The organism is Pseudomonadales bacterium (assembly GCA_024234435.1).
GTDB lineage: Bacteria > Pseudomonadota > Gammaproteobacteria > Pseudomonadales > Porticoccaceae > JACKOF01.
This window is the reverse complement of record JACKOF010000004.1, coordinates 53,233-72,610: the sequence shown is the minus strand read 5'-3', so window position 1 is coordinate 72,610 and position 19,378 is coordinate 53,233. Positions and strand designations below refer to the sequence as shown.

The window sequence follows — 19,378 nt, the reverse complement described above, 5'->3', positions numbered from 1 at the left end:
GATGATCAGGTCAGGTGTCGTTAACATTACAAATCATGGGTCACGAACGACCCATTATCAATTGAATCAGTTCCCCGGTATCTTGCACAGAAGCATAATAAATTGCTAGGTTCATCAATGCAGCGTTGTGTTCTTCATCAGTAACAGCTGCTGTGGCATCACTGGCAACCACTACCTGATAACCATATTGGGCAGCATCCCTGGCCGTGCAATCACAACACCCATTGGAAGCAAACCCACAAACAACCAGCGATTCGATAGCCCTCTCGCGCAACAGATTACCAAGACCTGAAAATGCCATGGGGTGTAACGGGCTGGACTGATGTTTCACTAGCCTGACATCACCGTCGCTCACAACCAGATCCGGATGCAATTCGAAAGAGCGGCTTCCAGGAACAGGTTTTGCCGAGGCAAGCGCTGTTTCGGAAACAGTTTCACCAGGTTTTGCGAAGGAATGCTGTGTAAAAACCACCAGGCCACCTTGCTGACGCAAAGCCGCATTGATGCGATTGACGTTATCAAGAATATCCTTGGTATGCGGGTTACCCATAGGTTGATCTTCATCAATAAAAAATCGTTGCAAATCGATAGCAATCACTGCTGTTTTTGACGGATTCAGGCTTAATTCTGGCCGCACTTTGCGGCCACGCTCTAATGCAAATTCCGGGATATTGATCTGATGCATATGAAAACCTCTTTGCCAGCAGTTTAATGATTGCTTCAAACTGCGCGTGTTAACAAATTCAGTCAGTGTATTTAAATACGAACATTAGCTGAACTGCCCCAACTAATAAAGCTGCCTTATTAGTTCTTGGTTTAATTGACTCAACACAACATCAAACTCTTTTAGACTTGATGATTATAAGGTAAGTGTTTATTCTGAGCGCCGTTTATTTAGAACAGTTTGCAGCAACCGTTTAAACTGCAGAAATCCTGAGTACTGAAAGTTTACACAGATTGTCGGGCACGCCTGACTCGCCCGGATATCGCCATCAATCCGGCGCTGTCAGCGCTCTCCATAATGCAGCAGATTGACACCAACATGGAAGAAACCTTCTGGCCTATGAACAAAATTAGCAATGTCTTTGCTCTCTGCACCGCGTTTATTGTTGTTACCTTCTTCACCTCTTCTGCATGTGCCATAACACTGGACGATGGCGATTATTCCTATATGCCGGATGGCACAACTCTTGGGCTCATTTATACGCAACATGTAGAAGGGCGTGGACTCTATTCAAAAGGCAAAAAAGTTTCTGATGATGTGAAGCTTACCAGTGAAGTTCAAATGCTGCGTTATGTGAAATACGTTGACTGGAAAGATTACGCTTTTGTGCCGCAGTTTCTCCTCCCTATGGGCTCTGCCCGCACGGGTGGTGACTGGTCTGACCTGGGGGTCACTAACGGTGTGGGCGACTTGCTGCTGGTTCTGCCCTTCCACTTTATCAAAGACCCTACCGGGCGCGAGGCTTTTGCCATTACAGCCTGGGGCTGGCTGCCAACCGGCGATTACGACAACAATAACGAACTGAACCCCTTTGCGGAAAATCGCTGGAAACTCGCACTTCAGGCTGGTCGTCAATGGAAAGTTAACGAACAAATATCTCTGGAACTGGTTGCTGATGTGAGATTTCATGGCGACAACGACGAGTATGGTGTTGGCAACGCAACGCTTGAGCAAAAACCCTTATGGGAGCTACAAGGCCACGTCCGCTATTATGTTACCCCCCGCACCTTTGTCGGTGCGATGGTGTCGAATGTTCGTGGCGGAGCAACCCGGGTTGACGGCATTGAGCTGGACGACTCTCAGAACCTGACCAAATTGAAACTCAGCATTGGACATTCTATTACGCCTGACATCCAGCTTATTGGCTCAGTGGGGCAAGACATGTATATTCGAAACGGTATTAAAGAAGAAATGCGGGTGAACTTTCGCTTGCTGAAATTATTTAAATAAACGCTTTCAACTACTGATCCAGGTCCACCGCCACAGCAACCGATTTAAAGGCTGGTGTTTGACTTCTGGGGTCTGCTTTCCTGCCAATCAGAACGTTGGCCTCAGGGTAGTAAACCATCAGATTTCCGGCAGGCAAATCAAACTGATGCACCGTAAGGCTTCGCATTACACCATGCTCTGAACGCACACTGACCTGACTGCCCTGTTTTATCTTCAAGAGCTTCATATCTTCAGCGCTCATCATCACCACCTGCCGCTGATCTGTGCCGCGGTAACTGTCTCTCTCCTCATAAATAATCGAGTTAAATTGCCCTTCGCTACGGACGCTCATTAACGTATACGGGTAAGTATTGTTGTGCTTTTTCTCTTGAGGCACAGAGTGTGCTACAAACCGTGCCTTGCCATCTGGCGTGTTGAATTTGGCCGTGTGTAATAAACGCCCTTTGACACTGAATTCCTTCCTGGCCACATCAATATCGGCCAGCTCTTGCATGCCTGGAACAATATTGGCAATCGCTTCGCGAATGGTTTTGTGCGACTTAAAACCATCAAATAACGCCTGGTTGTCAGGCAACAATCGTTTACCCAGTTCGCAAAGTATTTCTACTTCTGGCCTTGGACCCGCTAACCGCTGAATACCGCCATCACTTAGGCGCACATAATTGAACATAGACTCCTGTGTTGTTGGCTGGAACTCTTCATCACGAGCCGTTACAGGCAGAATAAGGGCTTCGCCGGAATCCATACCGCGAACATGGCCGCGGTTCAATGTTGTGGTGAGATAAAGCTTAAAGCCAATCCGGTTAAATGCCTGTTCAGCCCAGGCGGAGTCAGGTGTTGCTTCGAAGAGATTCCCCCCCATGATCAACGCGGCTGCCATATTGTTCTCATAGGCTTTACGGATGCAGGCCAGCGTATCCAAGCCCTTTTTGCTGGGCAAATTCACACCCAGGTTTTGCTCAATTTTACTCAACACTTCTGCCGCTAATACCGGCTTAACACCAATAGTCCCTATACCCTGCACATTACTGTGCCCACGCAGTGGCAGCAGGCCTGCCCCCGGCCTTCCGAGCATGCCGCGCAATAAACTCAGGTTAGCAATCGCTTCGACATTCTCCACGCCATGAAGGTGGTGAGTCATACCCATGCCCCACGCAAACACCACCTTGTCGGCATTAGCATAGCTCGTTGCACAAGCTTGTATCTGTTGTTTGCTGATACCGGTTTGCTGGCAGAGCGACTGCCAATTAGCCGCTTCCAGTTGCTGGCGATAAACATCGAACCCACTTGTATGCTCATCAATAAATGACTGATTAATAGCGCCGCTTTCAAGCAACGCTTTGCCTATTGCCGTAAACAGTGCCAAGTCGGTAGCAATGCGTGGCTGCAAATACTGCGAGGCAATCCAGGTGCCACCACTGAGCATTGATTTAGCGCTTTTCGGCACAGCAAAACGAACCAGACCCGGCTCTTTGGCCGGGTTTACTACAATAATATCTCCGCCGCGCTCGCGAACGCCTTGCAGTTTATGCATCAAACGCGGGTGATTAGATGCCGGATTGGCGCCTATCAAAAAAACCAAATCACACTGATTAAGGTCATCCAGCTCCACAGTGGCCGTTCCCGTACCAATGGAGTTCCCCAATCCGACCCCGGTCGCCTGATGGCAATAGTAAGAACAGTTATTGACGTTATTTGTGCCGTACAGACGCGCCAGAAGTTGCAATGCAAACCCCGCCTCATTGGAAGAGCGGCCGGATGAATAAAAGAAGGTTTGATCTGGCTGCGCCTCTGCAAATTGCTTCGCCGCGTGATTTAGCGCCCAGTCCCAAGTGACTGGTTGAAAGTAATCTTCATCTTTGGCTTTAAACAGGGGCGTATTGAGACGACCCAATCTTTCCATCTCGCGGCCACTGAGCTTTTTAAATTCTGTTAATGGATGGTCAAACACTTCTTTCGGAATCGGCGGCTGAATATCTGTCGATTGCGCTTGAATACTTTTATTGCAAACTGCGGGAAACTCGCCCAACTCGTTGGTCATGCCGCCACGCTGCCCGCCCATTCCCAAACCACAGGCTTTGCATGCATTATTACTGCGCAGGGCCTTGGCGCTGTTCTTTAGGCCGATACGCCGGACCGTGTTGAGCGTGTATAGAATCTTCTTGGGGCCACCCCCGACAATTGCCGGGTTAGGAACTTGATTGTCAGACATTCGCAATGCCTCTGCCTCTGTTGCTGTAACGGATAACCTGGTATGGATCTATTCACACACAAACTCTACTGCTAGCAAAGCAGAGTTGGCTGGTCAGACTATACTGAAATTATGCCTATTAATAAGGAGTCTGCCATGTCTGATCATCACACGTATAAAAAAATCGAGATTGTGGGTTCATCAAAAACCAGTATCGAAGACGCCATCCAGAGTGCAATAACTGAATGCAGCAAGTCCGTCAAACATATTGAATGGTTTGAAGTGGTGGATACTCGCGGACATGTTGTTGATAATCAGGTTGCCCATTTTCAGGTAACGTTAAAAATAGGGTTCAGAATTCATAACAGTTAATCTGATTAATTGTCTCGATAATATCGCCGATGTTACAAAGGAAGGATCTGACCGGTTTTAATGATAATTTGTCATACAGAAACGAGTATCATTTAACTCCTGGCATCAAAATTTATTGAGAATAATTACCCTTGTCTGACGATATTCGAAAAAAATGGGATCAACGTTTTACCAACAAAAAACCAATAGCGCCCACCCCACCCCCTTTTACCGGGTTTATGCAGCCTTTTTTGAAGCCTGGCTCACTGCTCGATATTGCTTGTGGTGATGGCGCTCTGTCGCTCTACTTCGCTCAAAATGGCTGGCAGGTTACCGGGCTGGATATTTCGGCGGTTGCGCTTGATCGAATGAAGTCATTTGCAAACGATGCCAACCTCAAGCTACACACACTGTGTTGCGACCTCTCGGAGTTAAGCTGTCACAATCAGGCCGGGCTCACCGAACAACCCACCCAATACAACAATATAGTGATTGGGCGCTACAAACCCGATATTGAGCAGTGGCAGTCCATCATTTCACTGTTACAAGATGGCGGCATACTCTGTATCAGCACATTTAATGAACTGCAGCATCTGGAGCATAATTTCTCTAAACGCTTTTGCCTGGAAGAAAACGAATTGCGAATGCTAAAAGGTTTGAAACTGATTCAATACCAACGCTCAGTTTATAACGGTGACCATTTCGATAATTATTGCTTTCAAAAACAACCCACTCAATCCATCGTCACCCCGTGACCCGATCGCCGTACAACTCCGGCACTGGTTGCAAAATGTTTGCGAAAGGCGCGAGAAAAGGCGGCTTCTGATTTATAGCCAACCTCATCGGCAACATTTGCCACGTGCTTGCCGCTGTGCAGCAAGGACCACGCCAGCTGCATTCGCCACCAGGCAAGATATCGCATGGGAGTCCAGCCACTCACTCGCCTGAAGGTTTGGGCAAACCGGGTTCTCGACATATTGGCGATACTCGCCAGCGCAGCAAGGCTCCAGATTTCAGCCGGTTGATCATGAATCGCTTTGATAGCCCTGCTGATGTGCCGGTGTGAATACAACGCCAAAACTCCGCTACTACGCGACTCATGCTCGACAAAGTGGCGCAGTGCATATGACATCAATAGCTCCGTTAAACGATTCAAAATAGCGTTTGCCTGATTGCTACTGGCGAGACTTTCTTCCAGCAACATCTCGTTGAGGCGCAACAACCAAGGCGTATCGTCTGACATCCTGATCACAAATACCGCAGGCAGCGCATTTAACAATTGCTGGCTGCTGCTATGCAGGAACGTAACCCGCCCACATAACATACTGGTGCCGGGAATGTGCTGCGCATCAGAAATGGGAAGATGCCGCTGCGAACCGCAAAAACTGTCAACCGGCACCATCGTATGAGGCAGTTCCTTTGGAAATATGACCAGATCACCTTCATCCACCAACCAGTTCCCGTGGCTTGGCACATCCAGAATAAAGCCACCCTGGGTCGACAGATGAAAACAAGCCTCACCATCAGAGTGCTGAACCAGACGCCAATCTCCACATACGCGTGCGTTGTGGTAAATATCCACACGCAATCGCACCAAATCAATAAGATCAATAACCGCCGACATTTTGAACGATAGAGCACTTTATATGAACAAAGAAGCATTCATAGTACAGGCGGGTTAGCATAAAGTACACGTCAAAGTGCATAGCCGTCTTATAAATAAAACTGTTGAGGAAAACCCCATGAGTTTCACATACTACAATCAGGACAATGCCCCGGAAGCCGCCCGCGAAGAACTGGCTGCATCCAAAAAAGCCTTTGGCTGGATACCTAATCTTCACGCTGTCATGGCCGAAGCACCTGCAGTGCTGACAGCCTACAAGCAGCTTCATGAACTATTTCAGCAAACCAGTTTTAATTCAGCAGAGCTCACTGTGATCTGGCAAACGATTAACGTCGAAAACAACTGCCACTACTGTGTGCCCGCTCATTCAATGATCGCAAAAATGATGAGTGTAGACCCACGACTCATTCAAGCTCTGGTAGATAACGAACCGCTTCCCGATGAAAAATTACAAACATTGAAAGATACGACGCTAGCGTTAATGCGGCATCGCGGTCAGCTAACTAAGGCCGAGTTGAACGACTTTAAAGCCGCGGGTTACGGCAACCAGCAACTGCTTGAAATTCTGCTGGGGCTGGCGCAAAAAACCATCAGTAATTACACCAATCATCTGGCCAACACCGAACTGGACGAAGCGTTCAAAGCCTGAAGAATGATATTGGCAATAGTGCAACCAACAACCATTGCATACGCAAGTTATCTGAATGCGTTATGCTCTGCGGATGAACACGTCCACAGATGATATATCGGCAACCTACGAGCAGGCGCTCAGGCAATATTTCAACCATTGCCGAGCGCGGGTTCCCGGTTATGTGAAGAGCCACTTCCAGTATCCAGGTGTTGTAAAAACCAATTGCCGGGCGTTGGGTTGGGACTTATTGCGCTCACCACTGAATCTTTTCTGGGCACCCTTTTATCTGCTTCTGATGATCACGGCTTTTGTATCAAAAAAGCTCAAGCTGAAAACATTACATCGCTGGCTGATAAACACGCCCGGCGGTATCACTACCAACGTACAAGCCTATATTGCAGAAAAAACCAGAACCGAACTGCTACGAGTACAGGATATTACGGGGGAAACTGAAGATTTTGTCGCACATAAAATTGCTACCAGTCATTCGCCCATCCACAATGCATTGGCGCCACTGATTGAATCATCGTTAAACCAGTATGTTTTGACACGAACAGCATCGGCGGATATAACCAATTCGCTGGCCAGCTTTATTATTGGCGCATTGGCCTGGAAAAAATTTGCCATGGGCGCGTTTGCTATCGGGCTACTGGTTGCCGTAGAGATAAATCATTATCTGGCCGTTGAAAACTTTATTCTCGGGCGCTCGATGGGAGCGCTGTATTACAGCGTCTTTCCCGAAGACCCTTCTTTCACCATGCGCCTTATTGGGGTTTGCCTGACGCTTGTATTAATGGCCCTTGTCGCACCATTATCCGGATTTATTTCAGACCCTATTCAAAGTATTTTCGGTATACACCAGCGCAGGTTGCACAAAATGATCGACACCCTGGAAAAAGATGTATTACAGCGCAATGACAGCCGCTACAAACCTAAAGACCAGTATCTGGCGAGACTGGCCGACACCATTGATGCCATCAAAACGCAGATTATCTAACGGCTCGCTAACCTCGCCGTTATCAACAGGGCTATCAGAGCCAATGACGAAAGATACAACTTATGTTTAACCTGCCTAAGAATATTTACCTGATGTCACTAGTCAGCTCACTGTGCCTGGCAACTTCGTCGCTAATGGTACTGGTTAGCGGTTTGCTCGGCAGTAGTATGGCGCCGAGTGCCGAGCTGGCGACTTTACCCATGGCGACACTGATTATCAGTACGGCGCTATCCACTGTTCCCGCCGCCATGATTATGCGAAAAATTGGCAGAAAATTTGGCTACCTAACCAGCATTTTTATCGCCTTCTGCGGCGCGGTATGCGCCCTGATCAGCACACTACAGGCAAACTTCTGGCTGCTGATTTTTGCCACTTTGTGCTTTGGTTTTAATCTGGCTTTTACGCAACAGGGCCGATTTATCATTATCGAAAATGCCGAGAATCAAAAACAGCAAGCCGATGGCCTTACGTTGGCTCTGCTGGCGAGTTTATTGGGAGGTCTTATCGGGCCACAATTTGGCTCAATTGGAAAAGATCTCATTAACTCACCCCACGGCTACGCAGGTTCATTTTTATTATTGGCAGTGATACTGGTTATCGCGTTTACGGTTATGTGCCTGTATCAAGAAAAGATCTTTCCTGAAGACAGCAAAGAAATACCAAAGCGGTCTGTTTTCAATATCATTAAACAGCCCGGCTTTATTATTGCCGCAGGCACTGCCGCCACCGGCTACGCCGTCATGTCGTTAATTATGACAGCCACGCCCATTAGCATGGTTGAAATGAATGGCTTGAGCCTGAACGAGGCAACGGTAGTCATTCAATCCCACATTGTCGCCATGTTTCTGCCGTCAATTGTCACAGGAAAACTACTGAATAAAGGGCTTCGCTTGAGCCTTATTTTTGCCGGGTTAATTTGTTACTTGATTGTCATTGTTGTCGCGTTTAGCGGTCATCAGATCATGCATTTCTGGTGGGCTCTGGTCTTACTTGGGCTGGGATGGAACCTGCTGTTTATTACCAGCACAGCATTGTTGCCAGAAACTTACCATATAGACGAAAGGTTTAAAGCACAGGCTGTAAATGAATTTGGCGTTTTTACTTTTCAGGCGGTCGCCGCTTTTTCAGCAGGGTGGATCCTGTTTAATTACCACTGGCAAGGCGTGTTAAAAACCGCATTGAGCATGACCGTGTTCTGGTTAATCTGCGTTATGTTACTCAAACACCGGGCAACTCAAAAAGCAGCTGCCGCCTGACACAACATAGCGATCGCAACGGCTATTACGAGAAATTTTCGTGAGCCAGCTTCCCCACCAAAAAGTCGATAAACACCCGCACTTTGGCTGGCACATGCCGCTGATGAGCATGGATCGCCCAAACAGGGCTGGTTGGAGGGGACACCGGGTAATCGACCAGCACCACTTTAAGCTGTTTGTTTTTTAACTCCACGCCCATGTTCCAGTCGGGCATGGAAATCAACCCCAGACCTGCCAATGCAGCTGCTGTCATGGCATCCGACCCTCTGGCAAAAAAGTTGCCTGTGGCTTTTACCTTAATGGTTTCTTTGCCATCTTTGAACTGCCAGATATTGAACCCTGGCTGATCGCGAAACGTGAGACAGTTATGATTTTCAAGATCTTTTGGGTGCTTCGGTATACCGTGTTTTTTCAGGTATTCGGGGCTTGCGCAAATTACCCGCTTGCTATCACCCAACTTTCTCGCTTTCAATGAAGAATCCGACAACCGCCCTACCCGAATAGCGACATCAACGCCCGCTTCAACAATATCCAGCACGTAATCGTTAGCCAGCATCACCATCTGAACACCCGGGTAAGTTTGCAAAAATTCCGGCAATACCGATATCAACAACTCCCGGGCAATAGCCGTAGGCGCCGTCACTTTCAACGTACCGCTTGGAGCGCCACCTTCAGTCACAGCCAGCCGGGTTTCATCAAGCTCCAGTAAAATACGTTCAGCCCGCTCATACAATAGTTGGCCGGCCTCCGTCAGGCTGAGTTTCCGAGTGGTGCGTTTGAACAGCTGCACCCCCAGCTCATTCTCAAGGTCTTTTACCTGCCGGGAAACCGACGATGGGGCAACTGCCATCTGTCGAGCCACCTCAGAAAAACTGCCTGAATCGGCCACTCTCACCAGAGTTCTCAACGCGAGGATATTGTCCACGGAACGCTCCATCTGAAAAAGCGCACAAAACTTATTTGTGCATAAATCGCAAAGGTATTTTACACATTAGACTGTTTTTAACAAAAATTAAACTGCGTATCGTGACACCCACTTCAACGAAATAAGTTCACCCAAACCATAAAGGACGCAAGGACATGATTAAACTTTACCGCCACCCGTTATCTGGCAACTCACATCGGGCTGAGTTGTTTTTGAGCTTACTCGGCCTCGATTATCATCTGATTGATGTTGACCTGGCTGCGGCTGAACACAAGCAACCCGCGTTTCTGAAAAAGAACCCTTTCGGGCAACTTCCTGTGCTCGAAGATAACGGCGCAGTTATTTCAGAATCTACCGCCATTCTTGTTTATCTGGCAGCAAAGTATGCCCCCGAAAAATGGCTTCCCCACGACCCCGTAAAAGCGGCCGAGATTGAACGCTGGTTATCCATTTCAACCAGCCGTATTCAGCAGGGTCCCGCGCATGCGCGGCTGGTAACAGTTTTTAACGCACCCTTTAATCATCAGGAAAAAATCGATCAGACACATGCTTTCCTCTCAGTGCTGTAAGACACACTAAAACAGTCACAATGGCTAGTGGGTAACGAGTTCAGCCTCGCCGAAATTGCGGCCTATACCTATATCGCTCACGCACCAGAAGGCGGTGTTTCTCTGGAGCAATACCCGGCAATTCGAGACTGGTTAACCCGTATTGAATCGATGCCTGGGTTTACAGGCATGCAGAAAAGTCCGAATACCGTTGCAGCTTAATACCATAGGCTTAGGGTTCCAGCATTAGCGACACGCCAGTATCAACATTGAGACGTCATACGGAGTTCCCATGCAAGACACCGAACAAAAAACAACCCCGTTTCACCGTGGAGAGGTCGCAATCCAGAAACGTTACGGGGTGGATCGGGTAACACATGAGATCGCCAAACAGGTGATTCGCGATTATATGCGGGAACAACACCGCCAGTTTTTTGCCAAACTGCCTTTTATTCTGGTTGGCAGCGTTGACGACGCCGGCCAACCCTGGGCATCAATTTTAATGGGCGAGCCGGGCTTTATATCATCCCCGGACGAACACACGTTAACGATTAGCTCCCAGCCACTTTACGGTGATCCGTTAGCTGATGTATTAAGCACGACTGATGCCGCAGGCCGCGATATTGGCCTGCTGGGCATAATGCTCGACCGAAGCCGCCGCAATCGATTAAACGGTCAAATCTCCGATCAAACCGAGAGCGGCTTTTCTGTTCAGGTAACACAAAGTTTTGGCAATTGCCCAAAATATATTCAACAACGGGAGTTGAAGCCCAAGGCCACTGCTGGAGGCACTATTGGAGGCATTACTGCAACAAAAAACATCGTGAGCGGCGCATCATTAACCCCCCGCATGGAACAGCTGGTTAGCAACAGTGACACGCTCTTTATCACTTCTCACTTCAGCGAGAGAAATACCGCCAATGGGGATTCACGCTACAACGAGGGCGTGGATGTTTCACACCGAGGTGGCAAACCAGGCTTTGTGCTTATTGAGAATCAGAACACGCTGTTGATCCCTGATTTTTCCGGCAATAATCATTTCAGCACGCTGGGCAACCTGCTGTTGAACTCAAAAGCCGGGCTGTTGTTTATTGATTTTAATAACGGAGATCTGCTCTATCTTACCGGCACTGCCGAGGTGCTATTTGAAACACTGGCTACCACGCGATTTCCCGGAGCAGAGAGAATGATTCGCTTCACGGTAAACAAAGCTATTCATGTTCAGCAATCATTGCCGTTTGTCTGGGCGTTCCACAACTACTCGCAGTTTACGCAGCTAACCGCAGACTGGAAGTAAAAAGCCAGTTAGCTATCCAGCCGGGTGACATCCTCAACAACACCATCGTGAACATAGTGCCAGGTGCCGTCTTTCAAAATACTGCGATGCTGGGCGCCCTGTAAAGAAGGGTCTGCGGAATGGTAAGAAACATCCCCGGGGTAAAATACCTGGACATCTTCACCGCCATCAGCAAAAACCGGCATCACTTCATACGGGGTTCTCTCGCTCATTGCCGCCATAGCCTGTTCAGCAGATTGATACCCTTGCAATGCACGCAAGGTCATAATAGTTGGCGGAAACAACCCCAGCTCCCCCAACTCATGCGCCTTTATCGCCTCATCAATCGACAGCCAGGCATGGTCGTGAATCTCACTACCATCAATTTTGACTTCTGGCTCGTCTGGCGCCAACGTCAAAAAAAACCAGGTGTGAAACCTGCGCGGTTCAGCTTCAGGTGTAATCCAGAGAGAAATTTCTACCAGCCCCTGGGTATCGATCTCCAGCCCTGATTCCTCCTCGGCTTCCCGCGCCGCTGCCAGCCGCGCAGCAACAGACTCATCACCGTCTGCACCATCCCAATCTGCCTGTTCCAGAGCGCCTCCGGGGAATACCCAGATACCACCAGCAAACAACAGCGCCTTGTTGCGTTTCAGCATCAATGTTTCCAGCCCTTGCTTGCCATCACGAATTAACACCACAGTTGCCGCAGGGCGAGGTTCTGGGATTGACGACATCTTTTATTCCTTGATTTGTTTTTCAGTGATGAATGAATACAGACATTTTAGCTATTTGCACTGCACCATAGCACAGCAAATTTAGCTCTTAAACGTCAACAGCCCCACGATTAACTGCCTAACAAATGGCCAATATGATTCTGTAAAGTCGGCACTACATCCGCAACAAACCAGCGGTTATCCCTTAACCAGCGGTTATTTCTGGGGCTGGGATGCGGCATGGGTAATACTTCGGGCCAGTACTGCCGCCAATTAGCCACGGTATCCCGAACGGTAGACGATTGCTGGCCACCCAAATGCCAGTCCAGCGCATAGCGGCCAATCACCAGTGTTGTCTCTAAATCAGGTAGTTGTGCCAATAGCCGCTTCCGCCAGAGAGCAGCACACTCTGGCCTGGGTGGAAGATCCCCACCCTTGCCGGTTCCTGGAAAACAGAAACCCATTGGCAGAATAGCAATTTTTGCTGCATCGTAAAAAATTTCACGATCAATCCCCATCCAATCTCTGAGCCGGTCACCCGAGGGGTCATCAAATGGCCTGCCTTTTTGATGGGTAATTCTGCCGGGGGCCTGCCCTGCAATCAGAATTCTTGCTGTCGAGCGCATCTGAAAAATTGGTTTCGGCCCAAGAGGCAAACCGTCGCAAGCCGAGCAGGAGCGGACCTCGGCGACAAGCTGATCAATATTTTCAACTGCCATAATTAACCTAACCTTACCCCCTGTCGCAGCACACTAAAGTTCTGCTAGAATGCCGTCCTTCCCGATTTTTTTGATTAACAACAGGACATGCATTATGAGTCTTGCAGATAAAGTATTGGCAGTAAACAACGACCTTCCCATTCGCACCAACCAACCCGTGCACAGCGGCAAGGTGCGCTCGGTATATTGGCTAACTGAAGCTGATAGCCGCCGCCTGATTGCTGAAAAAGGTTACGAAGTTGCACCGGATGCGCCACTGGCCATTATGGTGATAAGTGATCGCATCTCCGCCTTTGAATGCATCTGGCAAGGTGAAGGCGGCATGCGCGGGGTCCCCGGCAAAGGCGCCGCTCTTAACGCCATCTCTAATCATTGGTTCGAGCAATTCCGCGAGCAGGGATTGGCAGACAGTCATATTCTGGATATTCCCCACCCTTTTGTGTGGATTGTGCAAAAGGCACGGCCAGTAATGATTGAAGCTATCTGCCGCCAGTACATTACCGGCTCCATGTGGCGTGCCTACAGCAAGGGCGAGCGAGATTTCTGCGGTATTCAAATTGCCGACGGCCTGGAAAAAGACCAGAAGTTACCGGAGTTGTTAATCACCCCATCTACCAAAGGTGTTCTGACGGGCATTCCCGGTGTACCCGAGCAGGACGATGTCAATATCACTCGCGACGACATCTACAACAACTACCAGGCCTTTAATTTCAACAGCGTCGACGATATTACCCTATATGAAAAGCTGCTCAGCGAAGGCTTCAATCTGATCAGTGATGCTCTGGCAGAACTGGACCAAATTTTTGTCGACACCAAATTCGAATTCGGTTACGTCACCGACAAAAATGGCAACGAAAAACTGATCTATATGGACGAAGTGGGCACGCCCGATTCCTCTCGTATATGGGATGGCCCCAGCTATCGTGAAGGCAAGGTTATTGAGAACTCCAAGGAAGTGTTCCGCCAGCTGCTGCTCAACCACTTCCCCGAGCCGGATATTCTTCTCGACAAAAACCGTATGGAAGAGCGTTACGCACTGGCACGCGACAACGAACTCCCCGCCGACATGATGATGGCTGTTTCTGAAACTTACCTGGGCATTGCAGAAAAAATCACCGGCGAAAAAATACAGCTTTCAGACAATCCCAAAGCTGAAATTATCGAGATACTCCGTGATCAATACGGCCTCATCGACTAAACAGTATGATCACCCAAAACCGGCCTGCCTCACTCAATATCATTGGCTGCGGCAGGCTCGGCAAAACCCTCACCCGGCTCTGGCACGACAATAACCTGTTTTGCATCCGGCAGATTCTTAACCAGTCTCAAACCAGCACAACGGAAGCCATTACTTTTGTCGGCGCCGGTTCAGTTGCTCAGAGCTATTCGGCGTTGAGTACTGCCGATGTCTGGTTGATAGCAGCCGATGACCAGGCTATCCCGACCATTGTCCAAAACTTGGCAAATACCGCCGTTGTGAAAAACGGCGATCTTGTTTTCCATTGCAGCGGCATACTCGGCAGCGAAGTACTTACCCCGTTGAAAGAAAAAGGCGCTCTAATCGCCAGTATTCACCCCATTCACGGTTTCGCCAACCCGGCGACATCCATCAACAATTTTGCCGGAAGCTTCTGTGCCGCAGAAGGCGATGCAGGAGCACTGGCTAAACTGGCACCTGTTTTTGAGCAGATCGGCGCTCAATTAATCACCATCAACAGCGCAGACAAACTGCTATACCACGCCAGCTCAGTGATTGGCTGCAATTATCTGATTGGCCTGCTGGATGCCAGCCAGCAATGTTTCGAATTATCCGGAATAGATCGACAACAGTCGGCTGAACTGCTGCGGCCAATTGTGCATGCCATTGTCGATTCCGTTCTCGACAGTAGCCCCAGCGAAGCGCTGGTTGGCCCGATTGCACGCGGTGATGTTGAAACCGTCAGCAAACAGCTTTCAGCACTTGAGGAGCAAGCGCCAGATTTAGCCGCTATTTACCGGTTGATGGGTGAGCGCAATGTCAAACTGGCCGATCTCGCCAGTAACGTGGAAAAAGACAAGCTAGCGAAACTGCTTGCGGTGCTTTCTCGCTGACACTCGCTTGCTTTATTGGATTGCGTCGTCGCTACGCTTCTCGCAATGACGCGCTTGTCATCGGAGACTCAGTCATCGCGAGCCGCAGGTGAAGCTATCCACAAAAGCTTTTCAGGAGCTGCTGCTTTAAGTGGCACTTGCGCCACCTTTTATCTGGGATGACTCTTTCGCCACTGACGCGGATTCACCGGGTTCGTATCTCGCCATAAACCCAGCTTGTTTTTCTTCGCTGTTGACTCTGCTTGCTCGTATAACTGTTGATCAGCAAGAGACTGCTCTTTGCGAACTTTCCCCCAATAGCGATACCACCAGGCAAACCCGTTCTGAACCTGAAACAAACCTGCATCCAGGTTTGTTTCACAACGTGTATAAGAGGACTCTTCACAATCGAGTTGAGCCACCCAGACTTTCGCCACCCAGCGGCCATAGTCGTCGGTTTTTATCACTTCAAGACGCACATCGCGGTCAGACAACAGTTCTTTCAGACTAAGCTTCGACTGCTGACCATAGGGTTGCTGATATTCCGGTGCATCAATCGCCGCGATGCGCACCTTCTGTTGTCGGCTCCCGGCCAGAACGAGAAACGAATCGCCATCCTGTACCTTGATCACCGGATAACGATCAGCGTGGCTTCCGCAAGCCAGCAACGATAATGAAACAAGGATAGTAATCAGAGATCTGGCAAACATCGTCATAGGGTAACGACTAACGGCGGCCACGCTTTACACCCACAGGCTTCGTTTTTTTGACTGGTCGGCCGGGCCTCGGTAGCCCGGTTGCCTTGACCCCGTTGTGCTGGGTTCTGGCTTTTTGATAACCGGTTGCCGCTTTTTTGCTACCAGCCTGCTCGCTGGGTGATTCCGAAGGAACCAGCTTGTCTTTACCCTTGCCAATTAAATCGGCTCGCCCCATCGCTTTTAGCGCGGTGCGTAACATAGGCCAGTTATCCGGGTCGTGGTAGCGTAGAAACGCCTTGTGTAACTGCCGCTGCTTTTTGGTTTTGGCGCTGTAAACCTGTTCTGTTTTATAACCCACTTTACGCAATGGATTACGCTCGGAATGATACATCGCCGTAGCGCTGGCCATGGGTGAAGGGTAAAAGTTCTGCACCTGATCTACCCTAAACTTATTCTCTTTCAGCCACAGTGCCAGATTCATCATCTCCGTATCAGTCGTCCCGGGGTGAGCCGCAATAAAATAGGGAATCAGATACTGTTCTTTACCCGCCTCTTTCGAGTACTTGTCGAACATTTTCTTGAACTGGTAATAACTGCCCATACCCGGTTTCATCATCTTGCCGAGCGTGGCTTCTTCCGTATGCTCAGGAGCAATTTTTAGATAACCGCCCACATGATGGGTCACCAGCTCACGCACATATTCCGGATCTTCCACTGCCAGGTCATATCGCAGGCCTGAGGCAATCGCCACCCGCTTCACACCCGGAAGTGCTCTCGCCTTACGGTACAACTGGGTCGTAGGGCTGTGATCGGTATTCAGACTTTTACAAATAGTCGGGAATACACAGGAGGGCCGCCGGCAATTGGATTCAATCTCTTTGCTCTTGCAGTTAAGCCGATACATGTTGGCCGTAGGCCCACCGAGGTCTGACACTGTGCCGGTAAAACCCGGTACCGAATCGCGCATAATCTCGATTTCACGCAAAATCGACTCTTCTGACCGACTTTGAATAATACGCCCTTCATGCTCGGTAATAGAACAAAACGTACAACCGCCAAAGCAGCCGCGCATAATATTCACCGAGAAACGAATCATATCGTAAGCCGGAATTTTATCGTTGCCATACATTGGATGTGGCACGCGCTTATAGGGCAAATCAAATACGCCGTCCAACTCTTCGGTAGTCAGAGGTATCGGCGGCGGATTAACCCACAACTCACGCAAACCATGTTTTTGAACAATAGGTCGCGCATTTCCGGGGTTCGTCTCGCGGTGAAACACCCGTGAGGCGTGTGCATAAAGTACAGCATCGTTGCGCAATTTTTCAAACGAGGGTAACCGGACATAATGGGTTTTAGGGTCGGCTTTCATTGCCGCCGCATCCGGCATAATGGTTACCACCTGTTGTTCCGCCTCAGACACCAACGCTTTTTCACCATCGGACTGCTGACAACTCTCGGGTTGCTTTTGAGAGGTATCAATATAAGGGTTGAGGTGAGGGTCAACTCTGCCAGGCGTATCCATCCGTACCGAATCAATCTCGATCCAGCGCTGGCCGTTAAGCGTAGCAGGCAATTCTTTACAGAAAAATGCCGTGCCGCGAACATCCGTCATCTGCTCAACAATTTCGCCAGCTGCAAGCCGGTGAGCAATTTCACACAATGCTCTCTCGGCATTCCCGTAAACCAGAATATCGGCTGTGGAGTCATGCAATACCGAGCGCCGTACTGTGTCACTCCAGTAATCATAGTGCGCCAGCCGCCGCAGGCTGGCCTCAATGCCACCAACCACAATCGGCACATGACTGTAGGCCTCTTTGCAACGCTGGGAATACACCGTTACCGCGCGATCTGGCCGTTTGCCACCCACATTACCAGGTGTATAAGCATCGTCGCTACGCATGCGGCGATCGGCCGTATAGCGGTTAATCATCGAATCCATATTACCCGCTGAGACACCGAAGAACAGATTCGGCTCGCCCAGCGCCATGAACGGCTCTTTGCTGCGCCAATCCGGTTGCGCGATCATGCCCACCCGAAAGCCCTGCGCCTCCAGCACGCGGCCAACCACCGCCATACCAAAACTGGGGTGATCAACATAGGCATCCCCGACGACCAGAATCACATCGCAGCTATCCCAACCCAGGACATCCATCTCGGCTCGGGACGTAGGTAAAAACTCAGCCACGCCAAAGCATTCCGCCCAGTATTTACGGTAAGAAAAAAGCGGTACAGGTTTTTGCAGTGAGGTCGGCATGGTTGGCGAGGGCAAAGGTAGAGGTGTTATGGCCGGGTATTATAGCCTAACTGGGGACAACAAGCCCGGTTATCAATTGCTAGTACATAACGAATGAATGGCCAAAAGCCATTACCTTGATCACAAACCAATATAGCGCTATCGTCTGTCACTAAAGCAATCACATAGAGCAACACAGGGATACAAGCTGAAGGAGTGGCGCCAGCAATACCAGACTCCTTTCCACAGAAACTTCACGCCCATGCAGAACAAGTTATTACTTCGGATGGTATTAGAGATATTACGATCATAGCGTGAGTTGCAGAAACATATTTCAAGGAGAGTGCATGAATACTGCCGTTAAAAAAATAGGCTTTGCTATTACTATTACTATACTGTTGACATCGTGCTCAACGTATTTCGGCTATGACGGCAGAAGAGGCGTTTCAAGTAGCCTGGTCGATTACCTATACCCCAACGGGGAAGTTCCACCGAAGCACGAAGAAATCAAACCTCACCTACAGCTACCGCTGAATGTCGGGCTGGCATTCGTGCCATCTGATATAACTTCATCCTTGTCGCTGCCTGAGTCAAAAAAGTCAGAGCTGCTTGAAGAAGTAAAAAGCAAGTTTGTTGAACTGGAATACGTCAAAGATATTACTGTAATTCCGGAAACCTATTTGCGTTCATCAAAAGGTTTTAAAGGCGTCGAGCAAATAGCTCGTCTATACGGCCTTGATATTATCGCGCTGGTTTCATACGACCAAGTCGCCATCACTGCGGAAACAAAGAGCTCAGTCATGTACTGGACAATTGTTGGAGCTTATTTCATTAAAGGTAATCAGAATCAGGTCACGACCTTTGTCGATACAGCAATCTTTGATGTCCATTCGAAAAAAATGCTCTTCCGTGCACCCGGTGTTAGTGATACTCAGAAGGCATCAACCTTAGTAGAAGTCCGTCAAGCCAGCCGAAGCGCCCGAACAGAAGGCTTCGAGCTGGCGATGGCGAATATGTCCGACAACCTCGCTATTGAGCTCGACAAATTTAAAGAAAAAATAAAAAACGATAACAGCGTTCAGCTATCCCACCGGGAAGGCTATGGCGGGGGTGGTGCAATTCAATGGCCATTTCTGTTGGTCTTGTCTGGTTTATTAGCGATCCGATTATTCAGAAAATAACGACC

Annotated in this window: 18 protein-coding genes and 1 pseudogene; 11 read left to right on the top strand and 8 right to left on the bottom strand. The window is 49.1% G+C overall.

The genetic code is table 11. The annotated features are described in order from the left end of the window. Positions 1-40 precede the first annotated feature (40 nt). Positions 41-685: a cysteine hydrolase gene (locus tag H7A02_14330; GenBank protein ID MCP5173433.1), complete on the bottom strand. Its 645-nt coding sequence runs from the start codon at positions 683-685 to the stop codon at positions 41-43. A gap of 336 nt (positions 686-1,021) precedes the next feature. Between H7A02_14330 and H7A02_14325 the strand changes: the two genes are divergently transcribed. Continuing rightward, positions 1,022-1,954 carry a transporter gene (locus H7A02_14325; protein MCP5173432.1) on the top strand — a complete coding sequence of 311 codons (933 nt, stop codon included), beginning with the start codon at positions 1,022-1,024 and terminating at the stop codon, positions 1,952-1,954. 10 nt (positions 1,955-1,964) lie between these two features. On the opposite strand, the gene H7A02_14320 is transcribed toward H7A02_14325, so the two are convergent. Continuing rightward, positions 1,965-4,166, bottom strand: a complete 2,202-nt coding sequence (locus H7A02_14320) for an FdhF/YdeP family oxidoreductase (protein ID MCP5173431.1) — start codon at positions 4,164-4,166, stop codon at positions 1,965-1,967. 135 nt (positions 4,167-4,301) lie between these two features. Between H7A02_14320 and H7A02_14315 the strand changes: the two genes are divergently transcribed. Together H7A02_14315 and H7A02_14310 are read left to right on the top strand one after the other, a co-directional pair. Further along, on the top strand, positions 4,302-4,517 hold the full coding sequence (locus H7A02_14315; GenBank protein MCP5173430.1) for a dodecin domain-containing protein: 216 nt from the start codon (positions 4,302-4,304) through the stop codon (positions 4,515-4,517). Positions 4,518-4,648: 131 nt separating this feature from the next. After that, entirely contained in the window at positions 4,649-5,251 is a 603-nt protein-coding gene (locus H7A02_14310) for a methyltransferase domain-containing protein (protein MCP5173429.1), read from the top strand. Here H7A02_14310 and H7A02_14305 read toward each other — a convergent pair. Next, positions 5,230-6,120 (bottom strand): AraC family transcriptional regulator, encoded by an 891-nt coding sequence (locus H7A02_14305; protein MCP5173428.1) that lies wholly within the window; start codon positions 6,118-6,120, stop codon positions 5,230-5,232. The two genes, H7A02_14310 and H7A02_14305, sit on opposite strands and share 22 nt — an antisense overlap. Before the next feature lie 118 nt (positions 6,121-6,238). On the opposite strand from H7A02_14305, the gene H7A02_14300 reads away from it, so the two are divergent. From H7A02_14300 to H7A02_14290, 3 genes are all read left to right on the top strand, one after another. Continuing rightward, entirely contained in the window at positions 6,239-6,769 is a 531-nt protein-coding gene (locus H7A02_14300; protein MCP5173427.1) for a carboxymuconolactone decarboxylase family protein, read from the top strand. A 73-nt stretch (positions 6,770-6,842) separates the two neighbouring features. Beyond that, positions 6,843-7,748, top strand: a complete 906-nt coding sequence (locus H7A02_14295; GenBank protein MCP5173426.1) for a hypothetical protein — start codon at positions 6,843-6,845, stop codon at positions 7,746-7,748. A gap of 62 nt (positions 7,749-7,810) precedes the next feature. Beyond that, the gene (locus H7A02_14290) at positions 7,811-9,004 is read left to right on the top strand and encodes an MFS transporter (protein MCP5173425.1); all 1,194 of its coding nucleotides are present in this window, start codon (positions 7,811-7,813) and stop codon (positions 9,002-9,004) included. A gap of 25 nt (positions 9,005-9,029) precedes the next feature. Here H7A02_14290 and H7A02_14285 read toward each other — a convergent pair whose 3' ends face one another. Continuing rightward, positions 9,030-9,929, bottom strand: a complete 900-nt coding sequence (locus tag H7A02_14285) for a LysR family transcriptional regulator (protein MCP5173424.1) — start codon at positions 9,927-9,929, stop codon at positions 9,030-9,032. Positions 9,930-10,084: 155 nt separating this feature from the next. Here H7A02_14285 and H7A02_14280 point away from each other — a divergent pair. Both H7A02_14280 and H7A02_14275 read left to right on the top strand, forming a co-directional pair. After that, a pseudogene (locus H7A02_14280) lies at positions 10,085-10,699 on the top strand (glutathione S-transferase family protein). 70 nt (positions 10,700-10,769) lie between these two features. After that, on the top strand, positions 10,770-11,774 hold the full coding sequence (locus tag H7A02_14275) for a pyridoxamine 5'-phosphate oxidase family protein (protein MCP5173423.1): 1,005 nt from the start codon (positions 10,770-10,772) through the stop codon (positions 11,772-11,774). 8 nt (positions 11,775-11,782) lie between these two features. On the opposite strand, the gene H7A02_14270 is transcribed toward H7A02_14275, so the two are convergent. Continuing rightward, positions 11,783-12,490: an NUDIX domain-containing protein gene (locus H7A02_14270; protein ID MCP5173422.1), complete on the bottom strand. Its 708-nt coding sequence runs from the start codon at positions 12,488-12,490 to the stop codon at positions 11,783-11,785. A 110-nt stretch (positions 12,491-12,600) separates the two neighbouring features. Continuing rightward, the gene (locus tag H7A02_14265) at positions 12,601-13,188 is read right to left on the bottom strand and encodes a uracil-DNA glycosylase family protein (GenBank protein ID MCP5173421.1); all 588 of its coding nucleotides are present in this window, start codon (positions 13,186-13,188) and stop codon (positions 12,601-12,603) included. A 94-nt stretch (positions 13,189-13,282) separates the two neighbouring features. On the opposite strand from H7A02_14265, the gene H7A02_14260 reads away from it, so the two are divergent. Together H7A02_14260 and H7A02_14255 are read left to right on the top strand one after the other, a co-directional pair. Further along, positions 13,283-14,386: a phosphoribosylaminoimidazolesuccinocarboxamide synthase gene (locus tag H7A02_14260; protein MCP5173420.1), complete on the top strand. Its 1,104-nt coding sequence runs from the start codon at positions 13,283-13,285 to the stop codon at positions 14,384-14,386. Positions 14,387-14,391: 5 nt separating this feature from the next. Continuing rightward, positions 14,392-15,279 carry a DUF2520 domain-containing protein gene (locus H7A02_14255; protein MCP5173419.1) on the top strand — a complete coding sequence of 296 codons (888 nt, stop codon included), beginning with the start codon at positions 14,392-14,394 and terminating at the stop codon, positions 15,277-15,279. 149 nt (positions 15,280-15,428) lie between these two features. Here H7A02_14255 and H7A02_14250 read toward each other — a convergent pair whose 3' ends face one another. Further along, a complete protein-coding gene (locus H7A02_14250; GenBank protein MCP5173418.1) occupies positions 15,429-15,998 on the bottom strand; it encodes a thermonuclease family protein in 570 nt (189 codons plus the stop codon). Further along, on the bottom strand, positions 15,985-18,201 hold the full coding sequence (locus H7A02_14245) for a YgiQ family radical SAM protein (GenBank protein ID MCP5173417.1): 2,217 nt from the start codon (positions 18,199-18,201) through the stop codon (positions 15,985-15,987). The genes H7A02_14250 and H7A02_14245 overlap by 14 nt, the downstream gene beginning before the upstream one ends. 338 nt (positions 18,202-18,539) lie before the next feature. Between H7A02_14245 and rhlP the strand changes: the two genes are divergently transcribed. Further along, the gene (gene rhlP / locus H7A02_14240; protein ID MCP5173416.1) at positions 18,540-19,373 is read left to right on the top strand and encodes a rhombotarget lipoprotein; all 834 of its coding nucleotides are present in this window, start codon (positions 18,540-18,542) and stop codon (positions 19,371-19,373) included. Positions 19,374-19,378 lie beyond the last annotated feature (5 nt).

Excerpts from the sequence above, each read along its gene's own strand:
- H7A02_14330 (MCP5173433.1), bottom strand. The coding sequence starts at position 685 with ATGCATCAGATCAATATCCCGGAATTTGCATTAGAGCGTGGCCGCAAA.
- H7A02_14325 (MCP5173432.1), top strand. The coding sequence starts at position 1,022 with ATGCAGCAGATTGACACCAACATGGAAGAAACCTTCTGGCCTATGAAC.
- H7A02_14320 (MCP5173431.1), bottom strand. The coding sequence starts at position 4,166 with ATGTCTGACAATCAAGTTCCTAACCCGGCAATTGTCGGGGGTGGCCCC.
- H7A02_14315 (MCP5173430.1), top strand. The coding sequence starts at position 4,302 with ATGTCTGATCATCACACGTATAAAAAAATCGAGATTGTGGGTTCATCA.
- H7A02_14305 (MCP5173428.1), bottom strand. The coding sequence starts at position 6,120 with ATGTCGGCGGTTATTGATCTTATTGATTTGGTGCGATTGCGTGTGGAT.
- H7A02_14300 (MCP5173427.1), top strand. The coding sequence starts at position 6,239 with ATGAGTTTCACATACTACAATCAGGACAATGCCCCGGAAGCCGCCCGC.
- H7A02_14295 (MCP5173426.1), top strand. The coding sequence starts at position 6,843 with ATGAACACGTCCACAGATGATATATCGGCAACCTACGAGCAGGCGCTC.
- H7A02_14290 (MCP5173425.1), top strand. The coding sequence starts at position 7,811 with ATGTTTAACCTGCCTAAGAATATTTACCTGATGTCACTAGTCAGCTCA.
- H7A02_14275 (MCP5173423.1), top strand. The coding sequence starts at position 10,770 with ATGCAAGACACCGAACAAAAAACAACCCCGTTTCACCGTGGAGAGGTC.
- H7A02_14270 (MCP5173422.1), bottom strand. The coding sequence starts at position 12,490 with ATGTCGTCAATCCCAGAACCTCGCCCTGCGGCAACTGTGGTGTTAATT.
- H7A02_14265 (MCP5173421.1), bottom strand. The coding sequence starts at position 13,188 with ATGGCAGTTGAAAATATTGATCAGCTTGTCGCCGAGGTCCGCTCCTGC.
- H7A02_14260 (MCP5173420.1), top strand. The coding sequence starts at position 13,283 with ATGAGTCTTGCAGATAAAGTATTGGCAGTAAACAACGACCTTCCCATT.
- H7A02_14255 (MCP5173419.1), top strand. The coding sequence starts at position 14,392 with ATGATCACCCAAAACCGGCCTGCCTCACTCAATATCATTGGCTGCGGC.
- rhlP (MCP5173416.1), top strand. The coding sequence starts at position 18,540 with ATGAATACTGCCGTTAAAAAAATAGGCTTTGCTATTACTATTACTATA.